The organism is Psychrobacter sp. ASPA161_6 (genome assembly GCF_051970285.1).
Taxonomy (GTDB): Bacteria; Pseudomonadota; Gammaproteobacteria; order Pseudomonadales; family Moraxellaceae; genus Psychrobacter; species Psychrobacter glaciei.
In genome coordinates, this window is record NZ_JBEFNJ010000003.1 from 361,764 (window position 1) to 387,967 (window position 26,204).

Consider the following 26,204-nt stretch of genomic DNA (forward strand, 5'->3'; position numbering starts at 1 on the left):
TCTCAAAAACACCTTTAAAAATGCTACGAGCCTGCCACCATGCAAAGCCTGATTACCCTTGTTCTGGTATTAATGCCAATGTTTATTGGTTTTGCCATTCCTTCTAATCCTAAAATGACCAAGCTTGCGGATAAAGGCTTGTCTTATTTGGTTTTTATCATCTTAGCGCTGATTGGGATTGAGCTATCGCAAGTGGAAGGGCTTGGCAGTCAGATAGGTGAGATTGCACTGTATGTAACTATACTGTCGATACTGACGATTGGTACGGGCTTATTTTCCCTGATGTTGTTCGATCATTTGCGCCCATGGCACGCCAAAAAACCCAGCGTAAAATCTAAAGAACATCGCGTCAGCATCCGTGGTAGCTTGGCACAAGTGATTTGTGTGGTCATTGGTATGGTGATTGGATATTTCCTACCAGACAATTATATGCCACCCGAAAACACCATGACGGTGATGTTAATGATATTAATTTTGCTGGTCGGTATTGGCTTAAAAGGCTCGGGTATTACTCTAAAAGAAGTGCTGCTGAATAAGCGCGGCGTTGAGATGAGTGTCATCTTTACGCTAGCGGTATTGGTTGGTGGCTTACTATTTGCGCTGATGTTCAGTGAGGTATCGTGGACTAAAGGAATGGCACTAGCATCAGGGTTTGGTTGGTACTCGCTATCAGCAATCGTCATGACCGATGCCTATGGCGCGGTTTGGGGCAGTGTGGCACTCTTTAACGACTTGGTACGTGAATTTTTTGCGCTGATATTTATCCCTGTGTTTATGCGTAAATATCCCTCAGCAGCGGTAGGACTTGGCGGCGCGACGAGCTTGGACTTTACCTTACCAATTATCCAGCAATCCGGCGGTCTAAAAGTCGTGCCACTGGCGATTAGCTTTGGCTTTATTATTAATATTGTCTCGCCAGTGTTGATGGTGGTATTTTCGGCGTTGGGGTAGCCATAAGTTTTAATATTTAATAATGGCTAACCCTCGCTTACACCATTGATATCACTACTCAAACAGTTCACAGTGCTTGGCATATTCACCATATTTGTGTATATCGGAATCATATTCAAGACTCATCAAATAATGGACTGTACTACTTGCCATTAAAGTTGCGCGGCGTTGTTTTGCCTCAATATTTTTAAGATTAAGCTTTTCAAAACTTGGATCTATAAACGCTGCATCTGTAACTAGAATCTTATTTGAGCACTCATAAGTACGGATACGCTCAGCATCAATATGATGTTGAAATACTAAAGTGTTCTTAATAATAAGAGCGCGATTGCGTGATAAAGAATCGAAACTAAGCGTCGCTAAAGCATCTTTATCAATTTCATTGGTAGCTGCATGACCAAAAATAAAAACACTGGCTTCTGGATACTCATTGATTTTTTCTGCCATTTTTACAAAATCTGCATCATAAGTAGCAGGTAACTGACTGCTCATAGGCGGAAAGAATCCACTAAACTCCATTTCCAGTGCCTCGCCTCCCTCAATTATTATTTCACAGCCTTTAACATCGACCACTATGTTACGCGGCGTTTCAGGGCATTCATCTATGGCATCAAATACGCCATCACAATCTGAATCAGGGATATCTGCTTGCATCGTCCTGATATTTTCATCTTTAGGTAAATCTTTAGAAGGCGCAGTTGTACTGGTTTGACAGCCTAGAAGGCTCAAACTGCTTAGACATAATAAAGCCACCCAATGGCAGTTATAATTTTTCATTCGTGCCTCAATGTCTGTTTTTCTATATAAAAGGGTTGCTGACTAAGAGTCAGCTGTTCTAGGACAGCTATCATCAAACGTCATATCCGCATCCACTCTCTGATCAAGTTTACTGTCTTCATAGCTTGCATCAGGCGGGGTTATAGGTCTTTGATCACCATAATGCGCCCTCATGATTTGCTCAGGATTGACATTGTACTGCATCACAAGATAATTTTTGACAAATTCAACGCGGTCGCTTGCTAGCGTTTTATTGCGCGCCGTATTCTCATACCTACTTATATGCCCGCTCAGTCTAACCACACAGTCAGGCGTTATCACCTTTGCAAATGTTTTTAAATTCGCCTCATAAGCACTAGTGTCAAGTTGACTACTATTGATAGGAAATAAATAACTGCCTCCATAAAAATGTCCCATAGGTGCAGAGACAGATACAGGGCAGCCCCTTTTATCTGCTACCACATTTAGCGGTGTTTCTGGGCATTCATCTATCGCATCAAGTACACCATCGCCATCTAAATCGCTATCTGCTTGCATCGTCCTGATTTCTTCATGTTGAGGTATAACTTTAGACGGCACAGTTGTAGTGTTTTGGCAGCCTATTAAGACAGTAGTTACTATCGCTAAGTACACTGGTATTCTAATAATCATAACGGCCTCACAGACTTTACTAATAATAAGCAAACATTATTCCGATAATATCTTAAATTTAATAATCAAGCCATCGGTAACGCTTTATCCACTCGACAAGCCCTATCATGCCAATCGACAAAAGCCTTTATCGCTACAGACTCTAATTGATGGCTGGCTTCCTTGCCAGCAAAACTCTCGACATAATGACAAGCACGATAGCCTTTTGCAAAACGATCATAGTCAACAATCCACTGTTTACGCGCTTTTAACTCATCTTGACGTTGCTCAATGCTACTATCTACATCGGTATTATCAGAGCCAAACCAAAAGTTTTTAGCAGGGATATCTTTAGCCAACTTCTTATTTTCAACCTCACTCATACGCCACGGCTTAGCAGTGAGCCGCGCTCGAAAACACTGCTGCACCTGACTCAGACGCACGTAATTGGCATCCGCATGAAAATACTCAAACCACTCCGCGACCAACTCATCACTTGGCGAAATGGTATCGTGTGTGGCAATAATGCGAAATCCTGCTGGCGTTTGATATAAACGAAAGCGTTCGGTAGGATGATTGGCAACACGTTTTTTGATTAAATCCGTCATGTAAGGCAGTAATGAGGCGATATCATCGGTATATTTTTGTGCGTGTGCTTTGTCTCTTTGGCTGGCCTGTTGCCATAGATAAGCAGTCACACCAAACATAACTGCCAATAGCCACAACCAAGACAATCCTAGCCAAGCGATGACACTGGCGATAAGAATAAACACAAGGATAAAAACCCAAATTTTTAATTTGCTTGATGGTTTACTTTGATAAGTGGGTATAGCAGGCATAAAACCACTAGGGCTGTAATGTTCGGGATATAAATGGCCTAGTAGATCTTCATTATCAACATCAATGATTGCGATGTTATCGACGTTAGCAACCTGTGCGCCGTAACTGTTGCGCGTAACGATAAGCTTCGTCACTGCTGCACTATTATTGGATAATTCATTTTCTGGAAGATCATGCTCAGAAATAATCTCTTCACGAATGGGAATACCATTACTTGCGTTATATTCTTCCCTTCGCTCACGGCGTAAGATATCTTCACCTGCCAGCCAGCAGTTATGCGCCTCACTCACGCGAGATTTAGCATGGCTTAACGCCTCTGCCTGGCTGATATCTGACCAACCGTAACGTTTAATAGTGGCTTGCTTGGAGGAGTTACTAGACGTCTCTAGCGATTCAAAGCGCTGTTTATGTTGCGCCCAGTATTTTGGGATAAGCATGCGGTTTGCCTTTGGATAGTTGTTTTAAACTAAAGTCTGCTGATGGAATATTAAATAATTAATCTTCAGGCTCCGTAGTTATACTAGTAACTCGGCGGTGCATAGACATCTCCTCTTCGGTATCAAAATCTGCAGTAGCTACCCCATAAACTCGGCGATTCATAGACTTACCTTCTTCAGTATCAGAGGATGCAATAGGCTGTTCAGCACCAAAACCAAAGGCACTTAAACGATTAGGATCAATTTGATGCTGCATTATCAGATAGTTTTTGACGATAAGCGCCCTATTCCTTGCTAAAGAATTAGGTTGCAGGGCTGTATCAGTAGCGGATATTTCATCTGTGGTGGCATGCCCTTCAATACGCATAGTTGCCGTATAGTACTCTTGCAGCTTTGCTGCTACTTTATCAAGCTCAAGCTGATACTCTGGCGATAGCTCGCTGCTACCCTTGGCAAAAAAGGCACGATATTCCATTTTTAGACCTATCCCCATGCCAGTAAAGGGACAACCCCTTTCATCTGTTACTATGTTCATTGGAGTACCTGGGCACATGTCTATATCATCAGAATATCCGTCGCCATCGCTATCTAAAATAGCTTCAACAACTGGTATATCAATAATTTGAGTTGCTTGATTAGACAAGTCGGCGGTTTGACAGCCTGTTAATACCAAAGCGCTTACCCAAACTAGAATTGTATTTCTTAATTTAATTTTCATTGTATTTTACCTTTAAAACTCGATACATCTGTTTGAGCCTAGGTCATTTTGATAATAATCAGCTTTGTGGTTTTTTGAATCGGTTACTAAGCTATAAACTCTACGATTCATAGATCTACCTTCCTCGGTATCAGAAGGTGCAATAGAACCTTTAATACCGCAATCGAGAGTAGTCAGACGACTAGACTCGATTTGGTGATTTAAAATTAGGTAATTTTTAACAATGAGCGCTCTATTCTTAGCCAGTGAGTTTGATTGCAACATTGAGGTAGAAGCTTTACTGACCTCGTCCTCTGAGACATGAGCTTCAATTTTTATAGTAGCCGTATCATAGTTATTCATCTGTTTTGCTACTCTATCAAGCTCATCATGATACTCTGGCAATAATTCACTACTGTCCTTGGTAAAAAAAGCACGATACTCCATCATTGGAGGCATACCAACAAGACTCATAATTTCAGCACAGCCCCTTTCGTCTATTACCACGCTCTCTGTCGTGTTTGGACATTGATCCAGCTCATCAGGCACGCCATCACCATCGCTATCCAAATTAACCACAACCGTTGGCATGTTGATAGTTTGACTTGTTTGATTAGACAAATCAGGCGTTTGATTGGACGTTTGACACGCGGATAGTGTTAAAGCGCTTATAATAGTCGCAATAGTTAATCTTAACTTAGCTTTCATAATTGATCACCTTTGAAAAGCTTTACACTTCTCTTTATAGCCTTCCAAACCATAGGATCGAACAATGTACTTCTCATCCTCAACAGCGGACCAACCGAATACTCGCTGATTCATGAATATGTTTGCCTCAGCATCATCTGAAATAACCTGATAACTCGTTCCACAATCATAAGTAAATATTTTGCTTGCAGAGATACCTTGGCTCACTAAACGATCTTTGACAAGCTGCGCGCGATCCTGTGCTAATTGCTTATTTATAGGAGTCTTATTGGTGGCTTGCTTACTATTAGCAGTTTGGATAAGCAGCGCTTCAGGCTTGGAGATATGCCCTAAGATAATAATTGGTAAATAGGAATAAGCTGCAAATTTATCAGCAAGCTTGTCTATATCTGTAGCATAACCTTCACGCAAAAACTCTGCACTACCCTGTTCAAAGTAAGTTTTAATTTCTAATGCAAAAGGTCCCATTAAATTCTTTGTTACAGGACAACCATCATTATCTACTACAGTATTAACTGGTGTTTTTGGACAGTTGTCAATATCATCTAAAACGCCATCACCATCTGAATCTGGTATAGGCGGAATTAAGGTTGTAAGAGTTTCATAAATTTCATTACCATAATTATTAGCACTTTTAGGTACGGGATTTGGCTCAGAAGAAGGCATTGAGAGAGCTTGACACCCTGACAATGTCAAAGCGCTTACCATAACTACAATAGTTGTCCATAACTTAGTTTGCATCACTCACTCTTTAAGTCAAAACCCTAAACCCCACTCGCCTGCTTAGCAAACAGTCTCATCAATGGCTTAATTTTGCCAACTCGATACATACCTTCGCTGCGGATTTGTTGAATAGGACGCATCTGTGCAAGCGACCCTGCAAATAGCCAGTTAAGCGCGGAAAAGCTATGCATCATTAGACTGTTATGCGGACGGCGCAAACGCTCGTAGCTACGCAACGTTTGATTGCTACCCCAACTGGTTCCACCACTACGTTCAAAGTCGTGTGCCAATTGCTCACTTAAAGTCTGCACATCGAGCATGCCTAAATTCAACCCTTGACCTGCTAGCGGATGGACACCATGCGCCGCATCACCGATTAAGACCAAATTATCTGCGACATAACTTTTCGCTTGTTGCGCAGTCAATGGAAAACTGGCGATGGACTCAATCTGAGTGATAGCACCTAGCTCATAGTTACTGGCAGCAGCCAATTTATCAGCGACAAAGCGCGCATCTTCCTCTATCAATGCCAATGCTTGATTGCGTGGTAGTGTCCACACGATCGACTGCCAGTGTTGCGGCTTGGCTTTGTCTTCATCAGTGATATCCGCTAATGGTAATAGTGCCAGCGTACCTGTAGGCAACATCGCTTGGCGGGCGGTTGCTTGATGCGGCTTTTCAGTGTGAATGGCACAGCAAACAGCAGTTTGATTATAATCGAGTGTATCTAGCCCAATGGCTGCTTGCTGGCGCACAAATGAGCCGCGACCATCAGCACCGACCAGCAGCATTGCATCGATATTAGTATGATCGTCTAAAGTCACACGGTAGCCTTGCTGCGTACCCAGCCAATCCATATTGATAACTTTATGTCCAGCGATAACGGTTAGATAGTCACTGACATCATCCTCAGATAAACGCTGCCATAACGCATGTTCAATGACGGCAGGCTCAACCATGCTGCCGAGCATTTGCGGTAGCGTAGTATTAGAATGATTATCACCACTGTCGCCAAATAATAGCTCGCCCATGCCGTTCAGTTGCCACACCTGCATTTGTGAGTAGTCCGCTTTACGCTCAGAGGCAGCAATTTTTTGCCACGCGCCGACATCGTTGAGCAAGTTAATACTGGCCACGCTTAGTGCATAAACGCGAGCGTCGCGTTGCTTCAATATGTCTTGCCACTCTGACTCATCACGTTCAGGGCGTGCATCAATCAACGTCACGGGCATTTTTGCTTGTGCCAGTTTTAACGCCAATGTCGCCCCAACAATACCGCTACCGATAATCAGCGTATGATTATTTTTCATAAGTTATTCCTACATTTAAGTGCTATCGTATAGAACATTTGTATAGACAATTTATATAACGTGCTCGTGCTATGACAAACTACGACTTCAAGCCCATCGCGTAATTGGCGATTAGCGGCTTAATATTGGGCAGTTTATCAAAGGCAACCAAGGCCACATTCCGTGCCAGCTTAATGGCGGGGTTAGGATGCGTAAAGCCATGTACCACGGCATCACAGAAGCGAATGACGCGTTTTTGATCGGTTTGACGTGCCTTTTCATAGCGTTTTAATAATTGCGTATCGCCAATGTCTGCGCCTTTTAGCACTTGCGTACTCATCATCTGCGCCAGCACATGAGCATCACGCATACAGAGGTTAAAGCCCTGACCGGCGACAGGATGTAAGGTATGCGCCGCATTGCCCATAACCACACAGCGACCATCGACTTGTTTGTCTGCCAATACTCGTGTTAGTGGATAAGCACCGCGACGACCAGCTGTGACAAACGTGCCAGCACGCTCACCAAAGGCTTTCTGCAAAGTTGCTAAAAAATGCGCATCGTCTTCTAAATATTTATTTTCTTCGCCTGTTGGGCAGACCCAAACCACCGAGCGTCTATAACCTGTTTGATACTCATCATTGCCATCGCCATCTGGATCTGTCAATGGCAATACCGCCAGTGGCCCTGCTGGGCTAAAACGCTCAATCGCGACATGCCCGTGTGGTTTATCAGTCTCTACCACACCGACGATAGCGGTTTGCTGATAATCATAAGTCGTCGTGCCGATACCTAATAGCTGACGCACCGTAGAGTCGCGACCATCACAAGCGACCAAGACGCTAGCTTGCAACTGCTGCTCATGTTCCTCTTTACCATAGTAGCTAAAGCTCAACGTCACCATGTCGTTTTTCTGAGCAACTGCCGTGACATTCGCATGATCAATCAAGGCAATGAGCGGCTCTTGCTGAGCGGCAAGCAATAGCTTACGTCCCAGCCAAGCATTTTCCATGACTTGACCAAATGACTCTACTTTTTCTTCGTCTTTATTCAGCTGCGCGCGTCCAAAACTACCTTGCTCACTGATCTGCACCGCATCAATGCGACAAGCATGACTTTGTAGCTTATCCCATAGACCAATCTCTTGGTAAATCTGTACCGTACGCCGTGATAGTGCCGTATTGCGGCTGTCTAAATAATGGCTTCGATTACTGTCATCATTTGGGCTAATGGTTGGATAGCCCATCTTTTCGAGCAAAGTACTGGCGATACCATGATGCGCTAGTAGCAACGCAAAAGACAAACCCACGTGCCCACCGCCAACGATAAGAACATTCTGATCAGTGACTGCCCTTGAATTGCCAAATTTGTTTTTGGCATTCGATAAATTTGAATCCATATTTTGCATCATGATTATTCCTATTGTGATCTGTTTGGTATGCTGGCTGGCTATCCGTCATCAGCAAAAACTTTATTATTATAGAAGTTATATTACTCTATATAAAAACGCCATCGTTCTATTAAGAGGTGAAGCTCAGTATTAAGTTTGCTATTTAGACAGCGATGTAAATAGTGATGATATGGCTGATAGATTACCACAAATTGTCCGTCATTCTGTGCTCTTGACGGTACAGACAGCGTGTACAAAAAGCATCGACTATCTAAAATAACAGCGCCAGCTTACTTAAGGCACAAAGTTAATCAGCTTAAACGGCAGTGCTTGCAAAATATTGGCACAGCGGTTGCAATCGCCATACAAAAACAAGGCTGTCCATGCCATCTATGGCTTGAATTTTAAAATCTATCTACCATAATAAAGGAAGGCCATTCACTTGTTACTATCGATAAATTACATAATAATTTTACCGTCATTGTTGTCTCTACTCTCTAAAAGTATTACTGACTATTTTATCTATTACACCCATGCTTCTATCAATAAATAAGAATAGCATCGGGCTACCAATATAAGGATAATCGATTGACTGATTCCATGAGCCGCCGTATAAAGTTCGAATCATTGACCCCAGCACAGCTCAAAACCGTGCTTGGTGAATATAACAACCACATGAAATATATCCAAGAACGCCTCGATATCAAAATCAGCCAACGCCAAGGGGATTTTTGCCTGAGTGGTGATATCACTGGCGTTGAGCGTGGCGAACGCATCATTTACAAAATGGTCGATGAAGCTCAAAACTCAAAAGATATTAGCGCAGAAGAGCTGCACCTCATTATCCAGTCAAGCATCGCGCGCGATCAAGATAACGAGGAAGATGAGCAAGCTACTGCTGAAGAAAATGAGAACAACTTAGAAACCGCTAGTGAGTTTACCCCGATCAGCTTGCGCACGCGCAAAGGTAAAATCATTCCGCGCGGTGGCAATCAACAAAGTTATGTGAAAAACGTTTTAAGCTCTGATGTCTCCTTCGGTATTGGGCCTGCGGGTACGGGTAAGACGTATCTTGCTGTTGCCTGTGCGGTCGATATGATAGAGCGTAATGAGATTGAGCGTATTTTATTGGTGCGCCCTGCGGTAGAAGCAGGCGAAAAGCTAGGCTTTTTACCGGGTGACCTGTCACAAAAAATCGATCCCTACTTACGCCCGTTATACGATGCGTTATACGAGATGCTTGGCTTTGAAAAAGTCGGCAAAATGATTGAAAAGCAAATCATTGAAGTTGCGCCACTTGCTTATATGCGTGGTCGTACCTTGAACAATTCGTTTGTTATTTTGGATGAAGCGCAGAACACCACACCTGAGCAGATGAAGATGTTTCTGACACGCTTAGGTTTTGGCTCACGTGCGGTCATCACTGGTGACATTACTCAGGTCGATTTGCCACGCGGTACCAAATCAGGACTGACGCAAGCGCTCGAAATTTTAAGCGGTATCGAAGAGATTCATATCACTAAATTCGATTCAAAAGATGTGGTACGCCATCAATTGGTACAACAAATCGTTGAAGCTTATGAAGTGTTTGACACTGAGCAGTTGATCCTAGAAGAAAAGCGCAAACAAGAACGCTTAGCTGAGCAAGAACGTAGACAAGCGATCAGCAACGCGACTGCTAAGTTATAAGTGAGAAGCTATGGCTGATAAATTGTAGCCGTAATGAAACGTTAAGCTTTAAAACATTAGCTTTCAAAACAATGAAAACCGGATTACTAAAGACAGTCGTTCGGTTTTTTATTAGGGCGTGTTATTTTTTAAAGGATAGAAAAATGAACCAAGCTAATGATAATAGTATGACTGAAACAGCTGCAAATAATCTGACCAGCGCAGCTCTCAATGTCAGCGCGATTGACAGTATTGATGATAATTTGATTGATCGCTTTTATAGTGCAGATAATCTGTTACCAGTCATAATGGCAACGCTGAATTATATCGATGAACGTATTAACACTGGTATGACTTTGCCCTACTTTGCAGATATTGACTCTGAGCAATGGCAAGAGAAGCCAAAAGCACTCGATATATATATTACGGATGAGATAGAAGGACGCGAGTTGAATCTGGAAGCGCGTGGCAAAGATTATGCGACTAATATTTTATCCTACCCAAGCGATATGCCAGCTGCCATCATTGAGCTGATGCCAACGCTGCCACTGGGTGAGTTAATCATTTGTCATGAAGTCATGGTACGTGAAGCCGCTGAGCAAGACAAAACCGTCGCGCAGCATATTAGTCACCTATTGATACATGGTGTACTGCACTTATTAGGGTTTGATCATGAGCTTGGGCAAGCCGAGCAAGATGAGATGGAAAGCTTTGAGATTGAGATTTTGGCAGGCTTGAGCCTACCAAATCCCTATATTTAAATATATGGCGCTTTTACTCACTAGGGCGTTATGGACTAGTCTTTAGCCAATGGCAGTTTCTGCGCTTGCCCCATCTGATTAATCATATGATCTAAGCCTTTAACATGGACACTGCGCTGCGGGAATGGAATCTCAATTTTTTCATCATCAAGCGCATGTTTGAACTGCTCTAGTAGCTCGCATTGCATCGACCACCAGTCAGCATTGGTCGTCCAAACGTTTAGGGTTAAATCCACTGAATTATCACCCAAATTGGTCACCCGCACGATAGGCTCAGGATCAGTAAACGCCAATGCATTGTTTCTTGCGAGACTTAGCATCACCTCTTTGGCCGTTTTTATATCGGCATCGTAGCCAATACCAACCGTAATATCGACGCGGCGATTGGGTAGCGCGGTATAGTTGACAACGGCTGACGTGGTGATATCGCTATTAGGAATGATGATATCGTGATTGTTAATGGTCGTTAAATGGGTATTGACCAAGCTAATCTCAGTCACCGTGCCGGTATAACTGCTGATCTGGACATAGTCACCGCGTACAAACGGGCGAAAAGTCACAATCATAATACCAGCGGCAAAGTTCGATAGCTGATCCTTTAGTGACAGACCAATGGCAACGGCGGCACCACCCAAGATAGCGACAACTGATGTGGTTTGCACACCAACTTTGCTTAGCGCAGCCAAGGTAATCACGACCAGTAACACGCCATACAACAGACGGCTCAAAAAGCCAGCGACTGTCTCGTCTAGATGGCTACGCATCATAAGACGATTAGAGAAAGCAACTGCCTTTTTGGCCAGCCAGCGTCCGATGATGAATATGAGTATTGCCAAAGCCACTTTGATGACTAACTCTATTGCAGTGCTGGTTAGCGTGGCCACATCTATTGTAAAACCTAAAAATTCCATAATGACTCTTTATTCTATCGCTGTATTTTATGAATTTGGGTATGTACTATTAGGGATTCGAACTGATTCTTGTTATCTTAACTTGTTATCCTAATAAGTCACATCTACTTTGTCACTATAACGGTAGGTACGTATCAAACGCAACTCGACTATATCATGCATGTCTTTAGTGAACTTACCAAAGGGCGCGGCTTGCCGTACTGACTGCTTAGCAGCTTCGTCCAATATCGTAGAATCTGAGCTTTCAAGCAGGCGAATGGCTTTAATATTACCATCATGACTGATAATGACCATGAGGCGAACTTCACCCGTGATACCTTGCGCACGTGCTTGAGCAGGATATTGTAAATTACCAACGCGCTCGACATGTTCACGAAAAGTATTGATATAGTCAGCGGCTGCACCACGCGTCGTTGAATTACTATCGACCGTCACTACTTTCGACTTGGTTGCATAGAGCTGCTGACGCTGAGACAGTTGCGCCTCTAGGGTGGCAATTTGCTTACGGAGTCGCTCTTCTTGTGCCATGAGATCATCTTTTACTTGCTTACTGTCATTATCAGACTCTACCGTAGCCTGCCGCCAGCTTAGCGTGGTACGCAGATAGCTTTCTTGATAGCGTTGCTGACGAACTTGACGCTGCAAACTGATCACATCTTGGGTTTCGCTCATTTGCTCAGCAGACAATGGACTGCTCTGATCGGTCTCTTGCCTCAAAAGCTCACGTACCGTACCACCGCCCTCTTGAGAGGCATTGGCAATAAAATGGGCATCTTCATTTGGCTGCATATTATCGGCTAGCGCCTTAGCCACGTCTTGCATCATCGCTGCAGGATCTTTACCCATAGAAAAGCTGATACCAAAAATAATCAACGCATGGACGGCTACCGCGATGGCAATAGCAACAGGCAAACTAATATCACGCTTGGGTGCTTGCGCTGAAAAGTGGTAGCTTTGTGAGTCTTTGATATAGGCCACAATTGGTCTCAGCTTCTGAATATAAGCTTATAAGTATAAAGGCAGCAGACAATATGCTGAATAAAAGTAAGGCGCGTTATCTGTGGCACATGTTGGCGCTATCATAACATGACATATAATTATGTCGCTAGCATAACCGTGGCTGACCAACCTTATGCCACCTATGCATCATTTTGCGGTACTAGGGTCATCACACACCCTAGTCGTATAGAAAAAATAACCCCACAAGATTATGTGATTGGTTCATTGATATTAAGTATGCTTATCAAATGAATACCGACAAAACGCATGTGTTCATTTTGCATGCTTCTGTTTTGTTATATACTGTTTCTAATGACAACATTATCAACTATTAGGTATTACCCTATTAAGCATGACTTTTTCATTTGTGTTTGCTAAGGCAGTACCTAGCACTCGGCGAGCTTAGTAAAAAATGCTGTAACCAAGCAAGTTCCATGGCGTCGTGTTTTTGACTACTATTAGTATGCCTAACAACTAAAAAACCATCATTGACCATCCATACTTCATAAACGATTCTTTGCGTCGCCTTTGATGTTGCTGCCCTATATTTATAAGGATAATAAGTTTGAGTGATTTTGATAACGTGAATAATTCAGACAGTTTTGATGACTTTTTCGATAGTATCGGCTATCGTTTTGACGAGTCATTCAGCGATGGTTGGGATCGCATAACCCAAACCATCAAGAACCTATACGATAGAACGACTGATAAACTTGAAGATGAGCTGTCTCTGCCAGTCGCTCAGAGCTATGTCAATGATGCTCTGCAAAAGTTCGTGACCGACAATGTCAAAGCCATCTTAGAGCTGCGTGTTGAGATGTATGATGATTGGTTTCGCTTGTACTGCACCATCAACGTAGCCGGTATTTATGTAGAAATCGCCAGTAATTTCAGTTTGGTTCATGTGCAACTTGATCGTAATGTACAGCGCTTTGTGTTTGGGCAACAAACTTATACCGATGTGCTCAACTTACGCTGTGAGTCATTTATCAAACGTCAAGGCGTCAAGCTGTTCATTTGGTTCTACCATCGCATCCTAAAAAAAGATCCTTTAGGTTTTATTTTGTCTTATATCAATATCGCGCGCGCAAAAGATGAAGTTATTTATCTCGATATCAATCGCTGGCTAAAAAAGAACAAAAAAATCATGAGTGCTTTGCATAAGGTACAAGTGAATTATGGCGAAATTGAAGAAGAGCAAATGATTTTGAAAACGCAAATCAATTATCGCGATCTATTGGCAGCGAGCAGCAACGAGGACATCATTGGCGACGATGATGAGCCTGAACTCATGCAAGGTCCAATCAACCCGATTGATGATGCCACCGAACCGAGTCAAGTTTAGAACCCACTATGGTCAAAATATCCTAAAAACGTTACGGTATTGCTGATATCAATATTACTTTTCACTGACTATACTTCTAGCTCACAAAAAAACGCTGACTCTTGGAGACTATGGTCTTTTAAGAGTCAGCGTTTTTGTTTTTATTGAGCCAATTTTCATTAGCGTAAAAAAATAAGACGACTACCAGTAGTTTTCGACCGCAATATTACCCTCACCGCGACGATTCATCACCAACCCTAATGACTTTAGCGTCTCTTTGGTATCCTCTACCATGTCTGGATTGCCGCACAGCATGACATGCGTGCTATCAGTGTCTAACGCTATGCCTGCTCGTTCTTGTAGCGTGCCGTCTAATAACAGTTTTGGTAGACGCTCTGCCAGTGCGCCCTCAACTGGCTCACGGGTAACGATGGGGATAAAGATTAATTTGGCTGGATTATCTACTAACGTGCCAAAGTCTTCTTGTAGACTTTCTATTTTGTCCACATAAGCCAGCTCTTCTATCGACCGCGCACTATAGGCTAATACAATGTGCTCGTAGTCCTGCCATGTTTGCAAGTCTTGTAGCATGGATAAAAACGGTGCGAGGCCAGTACCTGTTGCGAGCAGCCATAAATTCTTGGGCAATGGTTTTTGATAGCGCGCTAAGGTTAAAAAACCAAACGGCATCGTATTGAGCAATAGCTCATCGCCCACTTGTAAATGTTGCAGCTGCGAAGTAAACGCACCGTCGGGAATGACGATAGAGAAAAACTCTAATATCTCGTCAAAGGGAGAGGAAATAATCGAATAAGCACGAAAAATATCTTCATTTAATGCAGCATCAGATACATCGCTAGAGGCCTCATCTTGCTGCTGATAATACTGTAATTGACTCGGGTTGACACCCAAACGTACAAATTGCCCCGCCGTAAATTTAAAGCTATCAGGACGGCTAACGGTAAAGCTAAACAGGTTCGGTGTCCAAGTAGTCTTACTCAGAACAGTTACGGTTTGGATATTGTCACTCATAATCATTCGTCACTTATACTTTATTAAATTTATTTTTATAAGAATTTAAACAATAAAAAAAGATGCGCCAAGCTTATCATAAAGCTGGCGCACCTGGGTTTTCTAAGCGTAACAGCAGATAAGCAGCACCATACAAATGCGGCGACTTATCTTACATCTATAATGGTATTACCAAATACGTGCCAGACTTGCCCATTCAATCAGCGTGTTCGGCAAGATACCAAAGAAGACTATCATCGCAGTCACCGCTATCACCATAATACCACCGGTGCGAATACCCCATTGCCCAGAAACATCAAACTCAATGAATTGCTTAGGACGTTTGAACAGCGTAAGTAAGACACGTAAGTAATAGAATAAGCCAATCGCACTACCTAAAATAATCATCGCTGCTAAGAACCAATTGGCTCCTTGTACAGCAGCTAATATAGCAAATAACTTCGTGATAAAGCCTGCTGTTAGTGGAATGCCAGCCAATGACAACATCATAATCGTCATGACAGCAGTCAACACTGGACGACGCCAAAACAGTCCTTGATAGTGGGTCAGCTCATCCGCTTCACCAGCCAAGCGATACGGGCTTGACATCAAGGTCACGACACCAAAGGCACCGATAGAGGTAAAGGCATAAACCGCCATATACATGCTAGAGATACTATCTGCGGCTGAACCAATACTGACGATCACGATCAGCACATAACCCATATGCGCAATTGAAGAATAACCCAATAGACGTTTGAGGCTGGTTTGACGAACCGCCAACAAGTTACCTGCCAAAATCGATAAGGTCGCCATAACCATCAATAGCATTTGTACCGACGGTAACGCCAATAAAGAGGTATCGATTAAGAATCGTACTGCCAGTGCCATCATAGCAACTTTGGATACCGATGCTAAGAAAGTCGCGATAGGTGCAGGTGCGCCTTCGTAAACATCAGGCGTCCACATATGAAACGGTGCTGCTGACAGTTTAAAGGCAATACCGAACATCATCATTGCCGCGCCAAGTATTAATAGTGGCGATTCAAATACATCGACCAGCATGATGCTAATCGGCTTGAAAGCCAATGAGCCAACTTGTGCATAGATAAAGGCCATGCCCATCAGCAAGGTGGCCGATGCCGTCGCTGACAGTACCAGATATTTAAGCCCTGACTCCAGCGAGCGGTTGCGCATGTAAGTATAAGACAGCAGACCGTACAATGGTACTGAGAGCAGCTCTAAGCTCATAAAGAACGATGCCATATGCTGAGCACACACCATGAGCAGCGCGCCCGTGGTCGATAGCAGCATCAGCAAGTACAACTCATCTTTATTGTCTTTAAAATCGGCCAAATAGGCGTAAGATAAAGTACAACAAGCCAGCGCACAGATCAGTATTACCACCATATTGAACTGCGCGAAGTTATCAATCACAAAAAGCTGTTCAGCGATTGGCAACTCCGAGCCACTGGTGATTATGCCTGCCATTTGCCCAATTAAGGTAAACAGAGCAATATTTAGGCCGACGACCGTAATAGTACCCGTCACAATATGTGAGCGTTTAATGGTGATAGCGATCATTACCAGCAATACCGTAATGACGACGGCAATGATCGGTGCATAAGGCATCAGTCCCATCAAATCATTCATCGTAAATTCATTCATGACTTAACGTGCCTCCATTGCATCAAGCAGCTGTGATGCATCTACTTGTGTCACTTGACTATATATATAGGCATTATTGATCCACTGCATAGCGTGGCTTGAGGTATCAAGGAACGGCTGTGGATACAGTCCGAGCCAGACCAAACCAGCGGCCAACATCAGTAATAACGACAGCTCACGTTTGCCTAAATCTTTTAATTTGCGGTTCGGCAAACCGTGTGACTTGGTCTCGCGCATGGCCAATGCTTCAATATTATTGGTACCAAATAATGCACGATGGATCAAGATCAGCGAGTACAATCCTGCCAATACCAAGCTAAAAGTGGCTAATACCACAAACACAGGATACTGGGCAAATGCGCCTAGTAAAATCATGAACTCACCGATGAAGTTCCCTGTACCTGGGATACCCAATAAGGCGGCACAGAAGAACATCAATATGGGTGCATAGTAGCGGAATTGTCCCCACATGCCGCCCATCAAGGTTAAATCACGAGTATGTAGACGCTCGTATAACTGCCCTGCCATGATGAACAATGCTGCCGAACTTAAGCCGTGCGCTAACATCTGAATCATCAAACCTTGCAAGCTGAGTAAGCTGCCAGCATAGATTGCCAAGACCACAAAACCCATGTGCGAGATACTGGTATAAGCCAGCAAACGCTTCATATCGGTTTGCATAAAGGCCAACCAAGCACCATAGAAGATGCCAATCGTACCTAAAGTCATCGCAATCGGCGCAAAATCTTGTGATGCTGCTGGGAATAACGGTAAGACAAAACGAATCAAACCATAAGCAGCCGTCTTAATCAGTACCCCTGCCAAATCAACCGAACCGGCCGTTGGTGCCTGCGCATGCGCGTCAGGTAGCCAGCCGTGAAAAGGAACAATCGGCAGCTTGACCGCAAAGCCAATAAAGAAGCATAGCATGATGGGGTATTCCCAACCGCCGAGCGACGTACCGAGCAAATCATTGTAATTAAAGCTGACCACGCCTTTTTGCGCGTAGCTGATAATGACCAATACCAATATGCCAATGAGCATGATAAGCCCAGACGCTTGAGTATAGATAAAGAACTTGGTTGCCGCGTATTCTTTGGTCTTGCCACCAACCACATCATGACCCCAAATGGCGATCAAGAAATAGATAGGAACCAGCATCATCTCCCAAAAGAAGAAGAACAAAAACAGATCAATGGCTAAGAAAACACCGATGACACCGCCCAAGCTCCATAGCAAGTTCAGATGGAAGAAACCAACACGACGTTGGATCTCATTCCACGAACAGGCAACCGCTGCAATACCCAGTAGACCGGTTAAGGCCACCATCATGAGCGACAAGCCATCTAAGGCTAAATGAAAGCTAATACCAAAAGTCGGTATCCACGGCACACTAAATTCAGCGACCCAAGGCACAGCCGAATCTGGTGCAATCACCTGTTTGCTCATACCGCCAAAATCACCGTATTGCCACAGTACCAGTGACAATACAAAGGTCAACGTCATACCGATTAAAGCAATCCAGCGCGGCAGACGTTTATTAACTCGCTCTACCAACCAACATAGCAATCCTGCAATAAACGGAATCGCAATCAATGCTGGTAGCATCCACGTTTGTTGTAACTCTATCATCTTATACCACCGTCATCATTACCAGCACCAGCAATACAGCAATACCCAAGCCAAAGCTTGTAGCGTAGCCTCGAAGTGACCCTGTTTGCGTCGCAGACAATATCTTATTACCTGCTGAAGCCAGCTTAGGTAATAAAAGCCACGTTTTATCAACAGGATCGGCTTTAAATAAGCGGCCGATGAACAAAAAGGGTTTTACAAAAATTATATCGTATAGCGCGTCAAAGCCTAGACCGTGATAGCACCAGTGATATAGCGCCCCACCAATACGTGAGCGCTTAAAGCTGGTAAGCAGACGACCTTTATCCACGACATATAATAGTGCCGCCAATATCAAACCTGCCGCCATTGCACCCATCGCGATATACTCTGCGGTGTGCTTGGCATGCGCTTGACCAGCAACTTCTAATAAATGACCAACGCTCTCTGGCAGCACCCCTTGCAATGGTGGCGTAATCAATGCGCCAACCGCAGTTGATAACACCAGCAATACAGTCAGCGGCAACCAATAAGATATCCCTGACAACTTGTGCGCAGGCGTTTTTTCTTCGCCAAAGAATATGATCCAAATCATACGGAACGTATAAAGTGCCGTTAAGAAAGCACCGAACACACCCATATAAAATAAGACCATGTGACCGGTTGCATAGGTCTCCCAAAGAATCGCTTCTTTAGAATAAAAACCAACGGTGACCCAAGGTATCGCTGCAAGTGCACCGCCACCAACGATATAACACCAAAATACCAACGGTATCTTTTTACGTAAGCCGCCCATCTTAAAGATGTTTTGCTCATGGTGTACTGCAAGAATGACCGCACCTGATGACAAGAATAATAAGGCTTTAAAGAAAGCATGCGTCATCAGATGGAAGATAGCACCTTGCCATGCGCCCACACCGAGCGCTAGGAACATATAGCCAATTTGGCTCATGGTTGAATAGGCAAGGATACGTTTAATATCAGTTTGCGCCAGCGCACAGAATCCAGCAACGACTAACGTCAATGCTCCTACACCGCCAACCCAGTACAATAAAATACCTGGTGTCAGCTCAAACAGAGGGTGCAAACGGGCGATTAAATAAACGCCTGCTGTTACCATCGTTGCCGCATGAATCAGCGCTGATACCGGTGTCGGACCTGCCATCGCATCAGCAAGCCAAGTATGTAATGGCAACTGGGCTGATTTACCCATCGCGCCGCCGACCAACATCATGGTGGTTAGCATCATCGTTGGATTATTGATGTCAAAGACTTCTGGCGCGCGCGTAATAATGTCTTGAATATTAAGCGTGCCAAATTCACGGAACAATAAAAACAAACCAAACGCTAAAAACACATCGCCAACACGCGTGACGGTAAAGGCTTTCATCGCTGCGCGACCATTGGCTCTATCATGATAATAAAAACCAATCAAAAGGTAAGAACAGATACCGACGCCTTCCCAACCGAGATAAAGCAAAAATAAATTGTCCGCCAATACCAGCAATAGCATGCTGGCGACGAACAAGTTCATATAGCTAAAGAAACGGGCAAAACCAGTGTCGCCTTTCATATACCAAGCGGCAAACAGATGGATTAAAAAACCAATGCCGGTAATAACACCCGTCATCGTCAATGCCAAACCGTCAAAGCTCAAGCCAAAGTTTGGTGCAAAGTCTCCCACTTGGAACCATGTCCATAGCGGAATCTCAATGACCGTACCTGCTGGATTGCTGGTTAAAAAGGTATAGCTGACCACCAATGTGCATAGTGCTGATAGCAGCATACTGCCAACACCGACCATCGCGGCCACTTGCTCTGATAATTTGTCACGCATAAAGGCTAAAATTAAAAAGCCAACGAGCGGGAATATAAAGGTTAATGGTAATAAACTCATGACATCATCCTTTCATCTCATTGGCGCTATCGACATCGAGATGCCCACGCTGATGATAAAAACGCAATAATATTGCCAGACCAATAGAGGCTTCAGCGGCAGCCAACGTCAAAATAAAGATAAACATAATTTGTCCATCTGGATCGACCCAGCGACTGCCTGCAACCACAAATGCTAATGCTGCTGCATTCATCATGATCTCAAGGCTCATTAGCATAAATAAAAAGTTACGCCGTACCATGACACCGCACAGACCAATGGCGAATAAAATACCCGCCAAAATCAGTCCATGGCTCATGGGTATCATACCCAGTACATTCTGCGCCTCAGCAACCGGCTGTACTAAGCCTGCCACCTCGTGGGCAAACGGCACGTTCGACACATCTTGTGCCACGCTTGCTGCTAGTACCATCAGTCTGACTCCTTGCGCGTGACTTTCTTCATACCCACTTGCATACTTACCTTCTTACCAACGTAGTCATGCGGATCGACATCTTTATATTCGTAGGGTTTAGCCATTTTTACCGCATCATATTCTGTATGAGTGCTTTCGTTATCGTATTGCTTGATACTGCCCACACTGGGCTTAAAGTCTTGACTGTCATTACCGACAATTTCATCATCAGATGACTCTTTACCCACATGATAAGCAGCCACTAGCGCCGCTAGTAATAGTAAAGCAGCGATTTCTACCAACATAATATATTTGCTAAATAATGCAGTACCTACCGCTTTAGAGGAAACACTGACCCCGCCAATAACAGCAGCTTCGTCGTGATTGAGACCAATCATCGCATAAAGCACAACCGCGATAATAATGGTCAATCCTGTCGGTACGGCCCAAGTGCCCGCATCGAGCCAGCGCTCTTCACGCTCGTCATTACGCATGCCCAAATTGAGCATCATGATGACAAAAACGAAAAGCACCAGAATTGCCCCAGCGTATACGACAATCTCTAGCGCACCAGCAAATGGCGCACCAAGCACGAAAAATATGCCAGCGACTGCTAGTAAAGACACAATCATCGACAAAATTGCATGTACCGGATTGGCATGGGTGACTACTCGTAGACTGGCAAAGATAGCCACGGCAGCAAGTGCATAAAATCCTGCCAATTCAGGACTATTCAAAATATTCATCATGGCAGCAAGCTCCTTAGATCAATCGGTGCAGCTTCGTTTTGTGCCGCGCCTTTTGGTTTGTCCGCGACTGCCATACCCGTCACACGATAATAGTTATAATCGGGATACTTACCTGGTCCTGAAATCAGCAAATGCTCTTTTTCATAGACCAAATCTTGGCGCTTATATTCACCCAGCTCAAAGTCGGGCGTCATTTGAATCGCTGTTGTCGGACAGGCTTCTTCACATAGGCCGCAAAAGATACAGCGCGAGAAGTTAATTCGGAAAAACTCCGGATACCAACGACCGTCTTCACGTTCCGCTTTCTGTAATGAGATACAGCCGACCGGACATGCCACGGCGCATAAGTTACAAGCAACGCAGCGCTCATCACCATCAGGGTCGCGAGACAATATGATACGTCCACGAAAGCGCGGTGGTACAGGTACCGGCTCTTCAGGATAAAGAATGGTGTCACGCGGTCTAATCGCATGACTATTGACCATCCACATGCTGCGGACAATGGTAAATAGGCCAATGACGATCTTTTTTATGCTAGTAAACATGGGATTATTATCCTTATCAGCTTTACCCTAGTTCATCAATGATGGCTAGTAATGATTACAACGTTGGCGAAAAGATCAAAATGACTGCGGCAGTAACCAATAAATTAATCAACGTTACTGGCAGGCAGACTTTCCAGCCAAAGTTCATCACCTGATCATAGCGCGGACGCATGAGTGAGCCTCGAGCCAAAATAAACATGGTCATAAAGAACAGCGTCTTAATCATGAACCAAAAAGCTGGTGGAATAAATGGAATATCTAAATTAAAAGGGGCAAGCCAACCACCAAAGAACAGACAAGTCATCAATGCCGAAATCAATACGACGTTGACATATTCCCCAATAAAGAACATCCCGAACTTCATGCCAGAATATTCGACATGATAACCTTCGGCAAGCTCTTGCTCTGCTTCTGGTTGATCAAATGGATGTCTATGCGTCACAGCCACACCAGCGACCACAAAGGTTAAAAATCCAAAAAACTGCGGAATGATATACCAGCCGTCAATTTGTGACTCGACAATCTCACGTAAATTAAAAGAACCGGTCAAGGCGACGACGCCCATCAATGACAAACCCAAGAAGACTTCATAGCTGATGGTTTGCGCCGCTGAACGTAAGCCACCCAATAACGAGAACTTGTTGGCAGAAGCCCAACCACCGAACATCACTGCATAGACAGCAATACCTGCCATAGCAAAGAAGAACAGGATACCGATATCCCAATCAGCCACACCAAGTGTTGGTGAGATAGGAATAATGGCAAATGAGGCCAATGCGGTAAACATTGCGACCGCAGGTGCCAAGGTAAACATAAACTTATCGGTAAAATTTGGCGTCCAATCTTCTTTAAAGAAGATTTTGAGCATATCTGCGACCAGCTGCAATGAGCCAAAAGGCCCAACTCGGTTTGGACCGTAACGGTCTTGCCACAAAGCTAACATGCGGCGCTCATAGACAATCATCATAGCGGCAACGATGACCACTACCAAAAAGATGACCAGCGATTGGCTGACCAAAAAAAGAATAGACCAAGCATCAAAGCTCATGCTACTCGCCAAAAAGCTTGGCACATCAGGGATAATACGGGTAACTTGCATATTACACCTCCTGTGTGATGGTCGGCGCTGTATTCATTTGCGCGGCACTATTATCGTTCATGCCGTTTCCAGCATCATTATTTATCAAAGAACTATCGTCAGCCATACTACCCATCATGGTCACTGGCGCATCAACTTTACGTACCGACGCTGGCATCGATGGGTGAATGATGCTCACCTGCCCGACTGGGTAACCGATACAACCTTCCGCTAAATAGCCAACAATCTGTACTGGCAAGGTAATTTGTTGTTTATCGATTTCAATCGCCAAGTAATCACCAGCAGCAATATTCCAGTCTTTGGCATCATCCATACCGATACGCCATGCGGCAACAGGTAGTTGCTCAGCGACGATTGGGCTGCGAGAAGCCATCATTGAACTGGCATAGATATTATAGATAGGCACTAGCTTCGCTTGGCCTTGCTGCATATCAGTCGTCGTCGCAGACATCGCTTCTGGCGCAACATATTGACGTGTTTCTAAACGTGCTAGCTGATCAAATAAGCGTACACCTGGATCGCCATTTTTCAGATGACCGCCGACTTTGTCTTGGTATTTGTTCCACGCTTGCGGTGAGTTCCAGCCTGCCGCATTGGCAAAAGGAATCATCGAGCTTGGCGTTTCTTTACCGCTATAACCTTCCATTGAGAAGGTTAAGCCAGTATCCAAATCTTTTGGCTGCATTGGCTCGTGCACTGAAATCGGCGCACGCATAGCGGTACGACCTGAGTAACGACGTGGCTGACGAGCAATTTTCAGACCCGTCATACGGTAATCAGCATCAGGCGCAGCGCCTTTGATACCAGCAAGCTTAGGATGCGTGGCAATCAACGCATTGATGACATCATCTAGCTGCGTCCAATCGACATCACGACCTTCGATGCTGCTATGCACTGCATGCAACCAGCGCCAGCCTTCTTTGATACTGCTCATCGGATGATAATATTCGTTATCATAGACTTGGAAGAAGCGCTGAGCACGGCCTTCAGCAGATATCAATGTGCCGTCTGCTTCTGCAAAGCTAGCGGCTGGCAATACGATATCGACATCTTTATGCCAATCAAGCAACTGATGATCGAGTGCAATGACGGTTTTATCAGATAATAACTGCGTCAGTTTATTGGCATCGATGGCATCAGTCAGCTGATTTTCAGCGACGATAACCACATCGAAATCAGTCGCTAACAACTCTTCTACTGATTGACCGCCGAGCATGCAAACACCCATGCTATTAGCATCGGTAACCGTTAAGTAAATACCTGCTTGTGCCTGATACTTATTGTTTACTTCTTTCAGCTCAAGTTTTTCAGCAGGGGCGCGTTCTATATCGTCCTGCACTTCTGTATTCACACCCGTTTCAGGTTTATTTGGCTTAGCTGATAGCTCTTGGTCTTCTTCAGGCTGATCTGTTTGTGCTTGTTGCGTTGCCGCATTGACTTTAGCGTTATGCGTCTCAACTTGATGCTGTTCAGTCGCTTTGATAGCCGAGCGTTTTTGCGTTAATGCCTGAGTAATCTGTGCAGCCGCTTCTATCAATGCGGTAGAAGACAAGCTGCTACCTGAGATGACCAGTGGCTTGTCTGCTTGAATCAAGTCATAAGCGATTTGCTTCGCTAACGCTTGCATACCGTCAGTCTCAGTACTGGTATCAATATTGGCATCTTGTTCAGCCGCTTGCGGATCTGCTATTTCTGCTAGATCATCAGCAAAGTTGGTAATCTCATCAGCGACTTTAAAGCCAAGTTTAGTAATGTCTTCAGGGGTCGCGACCACGCTCACTTTACTGATGTCTTCTAGCTTAGTCTGCGTCACGTCAATGACATAAACTGGGCTTAGCGCATCTTGCGCGATACGCTTAACAGGTTCAGCAAGCCAAGGTTGCGTTTGCAATGCCGCTGCCATTTTAAGGCCTTCATTTTTTGCGGCTTGGCGTACTGATAGTGCAACACGTGATGAGGTTTGCGTGATATCTTCACCCAATACTAATACCGCATCATGGCTTTCAATGTCTGTCATGCTTGGGTTATAGATGCCTTCAGTGCTGAGCACTTCGATACATTTATTGACCAGTGCTTGCTGCTGATGGTTCAAACCCGTTGAGAAGTTATCAAAGCCAACGAGATTTTTTAGCGCAAAGTTAGTCTCTAGACTGGCGCGCGGTGAGCCAATCCCGATGACTTTTTTATCTTTGATACGCTTGATGGTTTCATCAAGTGCATAGTCAATATTGATTTTGACATGCTTATCATTGATACGCTCAAGCGCTTGCGTTGGACGATCATCACGATTGACATAGCCATAACCAAAGCGACCACGGTCACACAAGAAGTAACGGTTTACTTCACCGTTATAGCGGTTTTCGATACGGCGCAATTCACCATATCGCTCGCCCGGTGAGATATTACAACCAGCCGAGCAGCCATGACAGATGCTAGGCGCATACTGCATATCCCATTTACGGTTATAACGTTCAGAATGCGTTTTATCGGTAAAGACGCCTGTTGGGCAGACTTCCGTTAAGTTGCCTGAAAACTCGCTTTCGAACTGACCATCTTTATCACGACCAAAATAGACGCGATTGTTTGAGCCATAAACGCCCAAATCTTCGCCGCCTGCATAGTCTTTATAAAAACGTACACAACGATAGCAAGCGATACAACGGTTCATTTCATGCGCGATGAATGGACCAAGCTCTTGGTTATGATGCGTGCGTTTGGTAAAGCGGTAACGACGACGACTATGACCTGACATATAAGTCATGTCTTGCAAATGACAATGGCCGCCCTCTTCACAGGTTGGACAGTCATGTGGATGGTTAGTCATGAGTAACTCAACCATCGACTTGCGAAATGCTTTGGCTTCATCGTCAGTGACCGAGATGTACATGTCATCGCCAGGAGCGACCATACATGACATCACGAGACGACCGCGACCTGCTTCCATGTCTTCTTTATTTTGAAATTGCTTGACCGCACACTGACGGCACGAGCCTACTGAGCCAAGGGCTGGATGATAACAAAAATACGGCACATCAATGCCGAGTGATAAGCAGGCTTGTAGCAAGTTATCTGCGCTATCTACTTCGACAGTGGTTCCATCAATATGTATGACTGCCATGCCGCTC

At 44.3% G+C, this 26,204-nt stretch carries 23 protein-coding genes; 4 read left to right on the forward strand and 19 right to left on the reverse strand.

The window, feature by feature from the left end:
- Positions 1 to 39: 39 nt before the first annotated feature.
- Positions 40 to 951, forward strand: coding sequence for a lysine exporter LysO family protein (locus ACTQ9T_RS10765; RefSeq protein WP_201593081.1), 912 nt, complete (start codon positions 40 to 42; stop codon positions 949 to 951).
- Positions 952 to 1,005: 54 nt separating this feature from the next.
- Here the strand turns inward: ACTQ9T_RS10765 and ACTQ9T_RS10770 are convergent, their stop codons facing one another.
- The 8 genes from ACTQ9T_RS10770 to ACTQ9T_RS10805 form a co-directional block, all read right to left on the reverse strand.
- The gene (locus ACTQ9T_RS10770; RefSeq protein ID WP_440465043.1) at positions 1,006 to 1,728 is read right to left on the reverse strand and encodes an OmpA family protein; all 723 of its coding nucleotides are present in this window, start codon (positions 1,726 to 1,728) and stop codon (positions 1,006 to 1,008) included.
- 42 nt (positions 1,729 to 1,770) lie between these two features.
- A complete protein-coding gene (locus ACTQ9T_RS10775) occupies positions 1,771 to 2,379 on the reverse strand; it encodes an OmpA family protein (RefSeq protein ID WP_440465044.1) in 609 nt (202 codons plus the stop codon).
- 65 nt (positions 2,380 to 2,444) lie between these two features.
- Entirely contained in the window at positions 2,445 to 3,635 is a 1,191-nt protein-coding gene (locus ACTQ9T_RS10780) for a hypothetical protein (protein ID WP_440465045.1), read from the reverse strand.
- 58 nt (positions 3,636 to 3,693) lie between these two features.
- Positions 3,694 to 4,353 carry an OmpA family protein gene (locus tag ACTQ9T_RS10785; RefSeq protein ID WP_440465046.1) on the reverse strand — a complete coding sequence of 220 codons (660 nt, stop codon included), beginning with the start codon at positions 4,351 to 4,353 and terminating at the stop codon, positions 3,694 to 3,696.
- A 12-nt stretch (positions 4,354 to 4,365) separates the two neighbouring features.
- On the reverse strand, positions 4,366 to 5,040 hold the full coding sequence (locus ACTQ9T_RS10790; RefSeq protein ID WP_440465047.1) for an OmpA family protein: 675 nt from the start codon (positions 5,038 to 5,040) through the stop codon (positions 4,366 to 4,368).
- 6 nt (positions 5,041 to 5,046) lie between these two features.
- Entirely contained in the window at positions 5,047 to 5,781 is a 735-nt protein-coding gene (locus ACTQ9T_RS10795) for an OmpA family protein (protein ID WP_440465048.1), read from the reverse strand.
- A gap of 23 nt (positions 5,782 to 5,804) precedes the next feature.
- A complete protein-coding gene (locus ACTQ9T_RS10800) occupies positions 5,805 to 7,073 on the reverse strand; it encodes an FAD-dependent monooxygenase (protein ID WP_440465049.1) in 1,269 nt (422 codons plus the stop codon).
- Positions 7,074 to 7,152: 79 nt separating this feature from the next.
- Positions 7,153 to 8,451, reverse strand: a complete 1,299-nt coding sequence (locus ACTQ9T_RS10805; protein WP_440465074.1) for a UbiH/UbiF/VisC/COQ6 family ubiquinone biosynthesis hydroxylase — start codon at positions 8,449 to 8,451, stop codon at positions 7,153 to 7,155.
- A gap of 591 nt (positions 8,452 to 9,042) precedes the next feature.
- Here ACTQ9T_RS10805 and ACTQ9T_RS10810 point away from each other — a divergent pair.
- Together ACTQ9T_RS10810 and ybeY are read left to right on the forward strand one after the other, a co-directional pair.
- Positions 9,043 to 10,131, forward strand: coding sequence for a PhoH family protein (locus ACTQ9T_RS10810; RefSeq protein WP_440465075.1), 1,089 nt, complete (start codon positions 9,043 to 9,045; stop codon positions 10,129 to 10,131).
- Between the two features lie 143 nt (positions 10,132 to 10,274).
- Positions 10,275 to 10,871: an rRNA maturation RNase YbeY gene (gene ybeY, locus ACTQ9T_RS10815; protein WP_440465050.1), complete on the forward strand. Its 597-nt coding sequence runs from the start codon at positions 10,275 to 10,277 to the stop codon at positions 10,869 to 10,871.
- A 35-nt stretch (positions 10,872 to 10,906) separates the two neighbouring features.
- Here the strand turns inward: ybeY and ACTQ9T_RS10820 are convergent, their stop codons facing one another.
- Together ACTQ9T_RS10820 and ACTQ9T_RS10825 are read right to left on the reverse strand one after the other, a co-directional pair.
- Positions 10,907 to 11,782, reverse strand: coding sequence for a mechanosensitive ion channel family protein (locus tag ACTQ9T_RS10820; protein ID WP_010198929.1), 876 nt, complete (start codon positions 11,780 to 11,782; stop codon positions 10,907 to 10,909).
- A 90-nt stretch (positions 11,783 to 11,872) separates the two neighbouring features.
- Positions 11,873 to 12,760, reverse strand: a complete 888-nt coding sequence (locus tag ACTQ9T_RS10825) for an energy transducer TonB (protein ID WP_010198926.1) — start codon at positions 12,758 to 12,760, stop codon at positions 11,873 to 11,875.
- A 586-nt stretch (positions 12,761 to 13,346) separates the two neighbouring features.
- Here ACTQ9T_RS10825 and ACTQ9T_RS10830 point away from each other — a divergent pair.
- Positions 13,347 to 14,126 (forward strand): hypothetical protein, encoded by a 780-nt coding sequence (locus ACTQ9T_RS10830; protein WP_440465051.1) that lies wholly within the window; start codon positions 13,347 to 13,349, stop codon positions 14,124 to 14,126.
- Positions 14,127 to 14,306: 180 nt separating this feature from the next.
- On the opposite strand, the gene ACTQ9T_RS10835 is transcribed toward ACTQ9T_RS10830, so the two are convergent.
- The 9 genes from ACTQ9T_RS10835 to nuoG all read right to left on the reverse strand — a co-directional run bounded on the left by ACTQ9T_RS10835 (position 14,307) and on the right by nuoG (position 26,197).
- Positions 14,307 to 15,140 (reverse strand): ferredoxin--NADP reductase, encoded by an 834-nt coding sequence (locus ACTQ9T_RS10835; RefSeq protein WP_440465076.1) that lies wholly within the window; start codon positions 15,138 to 15,140, stop codon positions 14,307 to 14,309.
- 165 nt (positions 15,141 to 15,305) lie between these two features.
- Complete coding sequence (locus ACTQ9T_RS10840) at positions 15,306 to 16,784, reverse strand: NADH-quinone oxidoreductase subunit N (protein WP_010198916.1); 1,479 nt, start codon at positions 16,782 to 16,784, stop codon at positions 15,306 to 15,308.
- 3 nt (positions 16,785 to 16,787) lie between these two features.
- Positions 16,788 to 18,416, reverse strand: coding sequence for an NADH-quinone oxidoreductase subunit M (nuoM, locus tag ACTQ9T_RS10845; RefSeq protein WP_010198913.1), 1,629 nt, complete (start codon positions 18,414 to 18,416; stop codon positions 16,788 to 16,790).
- A 1-nt stretch (position 18,417) separates the two neighbouring features.
- Positions 18,418 to 20,292 carry an NADH-quinone oxidoreductase subunit L gene (nuoL, locus tag ACTQ9T_RS10850; protein ID WP_210541344.1) on the reverse strand — a complete coding sequence of 625 codons (1,875 nt, stop codon included), beginning with the start codon at positions 20,290 to 20,292 and terminating at the stop codon, positions 18,418 to 18,420.
- Positions 20,293 to 20,296: 4 nt separating this feature from the next.
- Positions 20,297 to 20,605: an NADH-quinone oxidoreductase subunit NuoK gene (gene nuoK, locus ACTQ9T_RS10855; protein ID WP_025653102.1), complete on the reverse strand. Its 309-nt coding sequence runs from the start codon at positions 20,603 to 20,605 to the stop codon at positions 20,297 to 20,299.
- Positions 20,606 to 20,703: 98 nt separating this feature from the next.
- Positions 20,704 to 21,435, reverse strand: a complete 732-nt coding sequence (gene nuoJ, locus ACTQ9T_RS10860) for an NADH-quinone oxidoreductase subunit J (protein ID WP_194620353.1) — start codon at positions 21,433 to 21,435, stop codon at positions 20,704 to 20,706.
- Positions 21,432 to 21,980 (reverse strand): NADH-quinone oxidoreductase subunit NuoI, encoded by a 549-nt coding sequence (gene nuoI, locus ACTQ9T_RS10865; RefSeq protein ID WP_189586455.1) that lies wholly within the window; start codon positions 21,978 to 21,980, stop codon positions 21,432 to 21,434. Before nuoI ends, nuoJ begins: the two co-directional genes overlap by 4 nt.
- 55 nt (positions 21,981 to 22,035) lie before the next feature.
- Complete coding sequence (nuoH, locus tag ACTQ9T_RS10870; RefSeq protein ID WP_189586605.1) at positions 22,036 to 23,028, reverse strand: NADH-quinone oxidoreductase subunit NuoH; 993 nt, start codon at positions 23,026 to 23,028, stop codon at positions 22,036 to 22,038.
- A gap of 52 nt (positions 23,029 to 23,080) precedes the next feature.
- A complete protein-coding gene (gene nuoG, locus ACTQ9T_RS10875) occupies positions 23,081 to 26,197 on the reverse strand; it encodes an NADH-quinone oxidoreductase subunit NuoG (RefSeq protein ID WP_440465052.1) in 3,117 nt (1,038 codons plus the stop codon).
- Positions 26,198 to 26,204 lie beyond the last annotated feature (7 nt).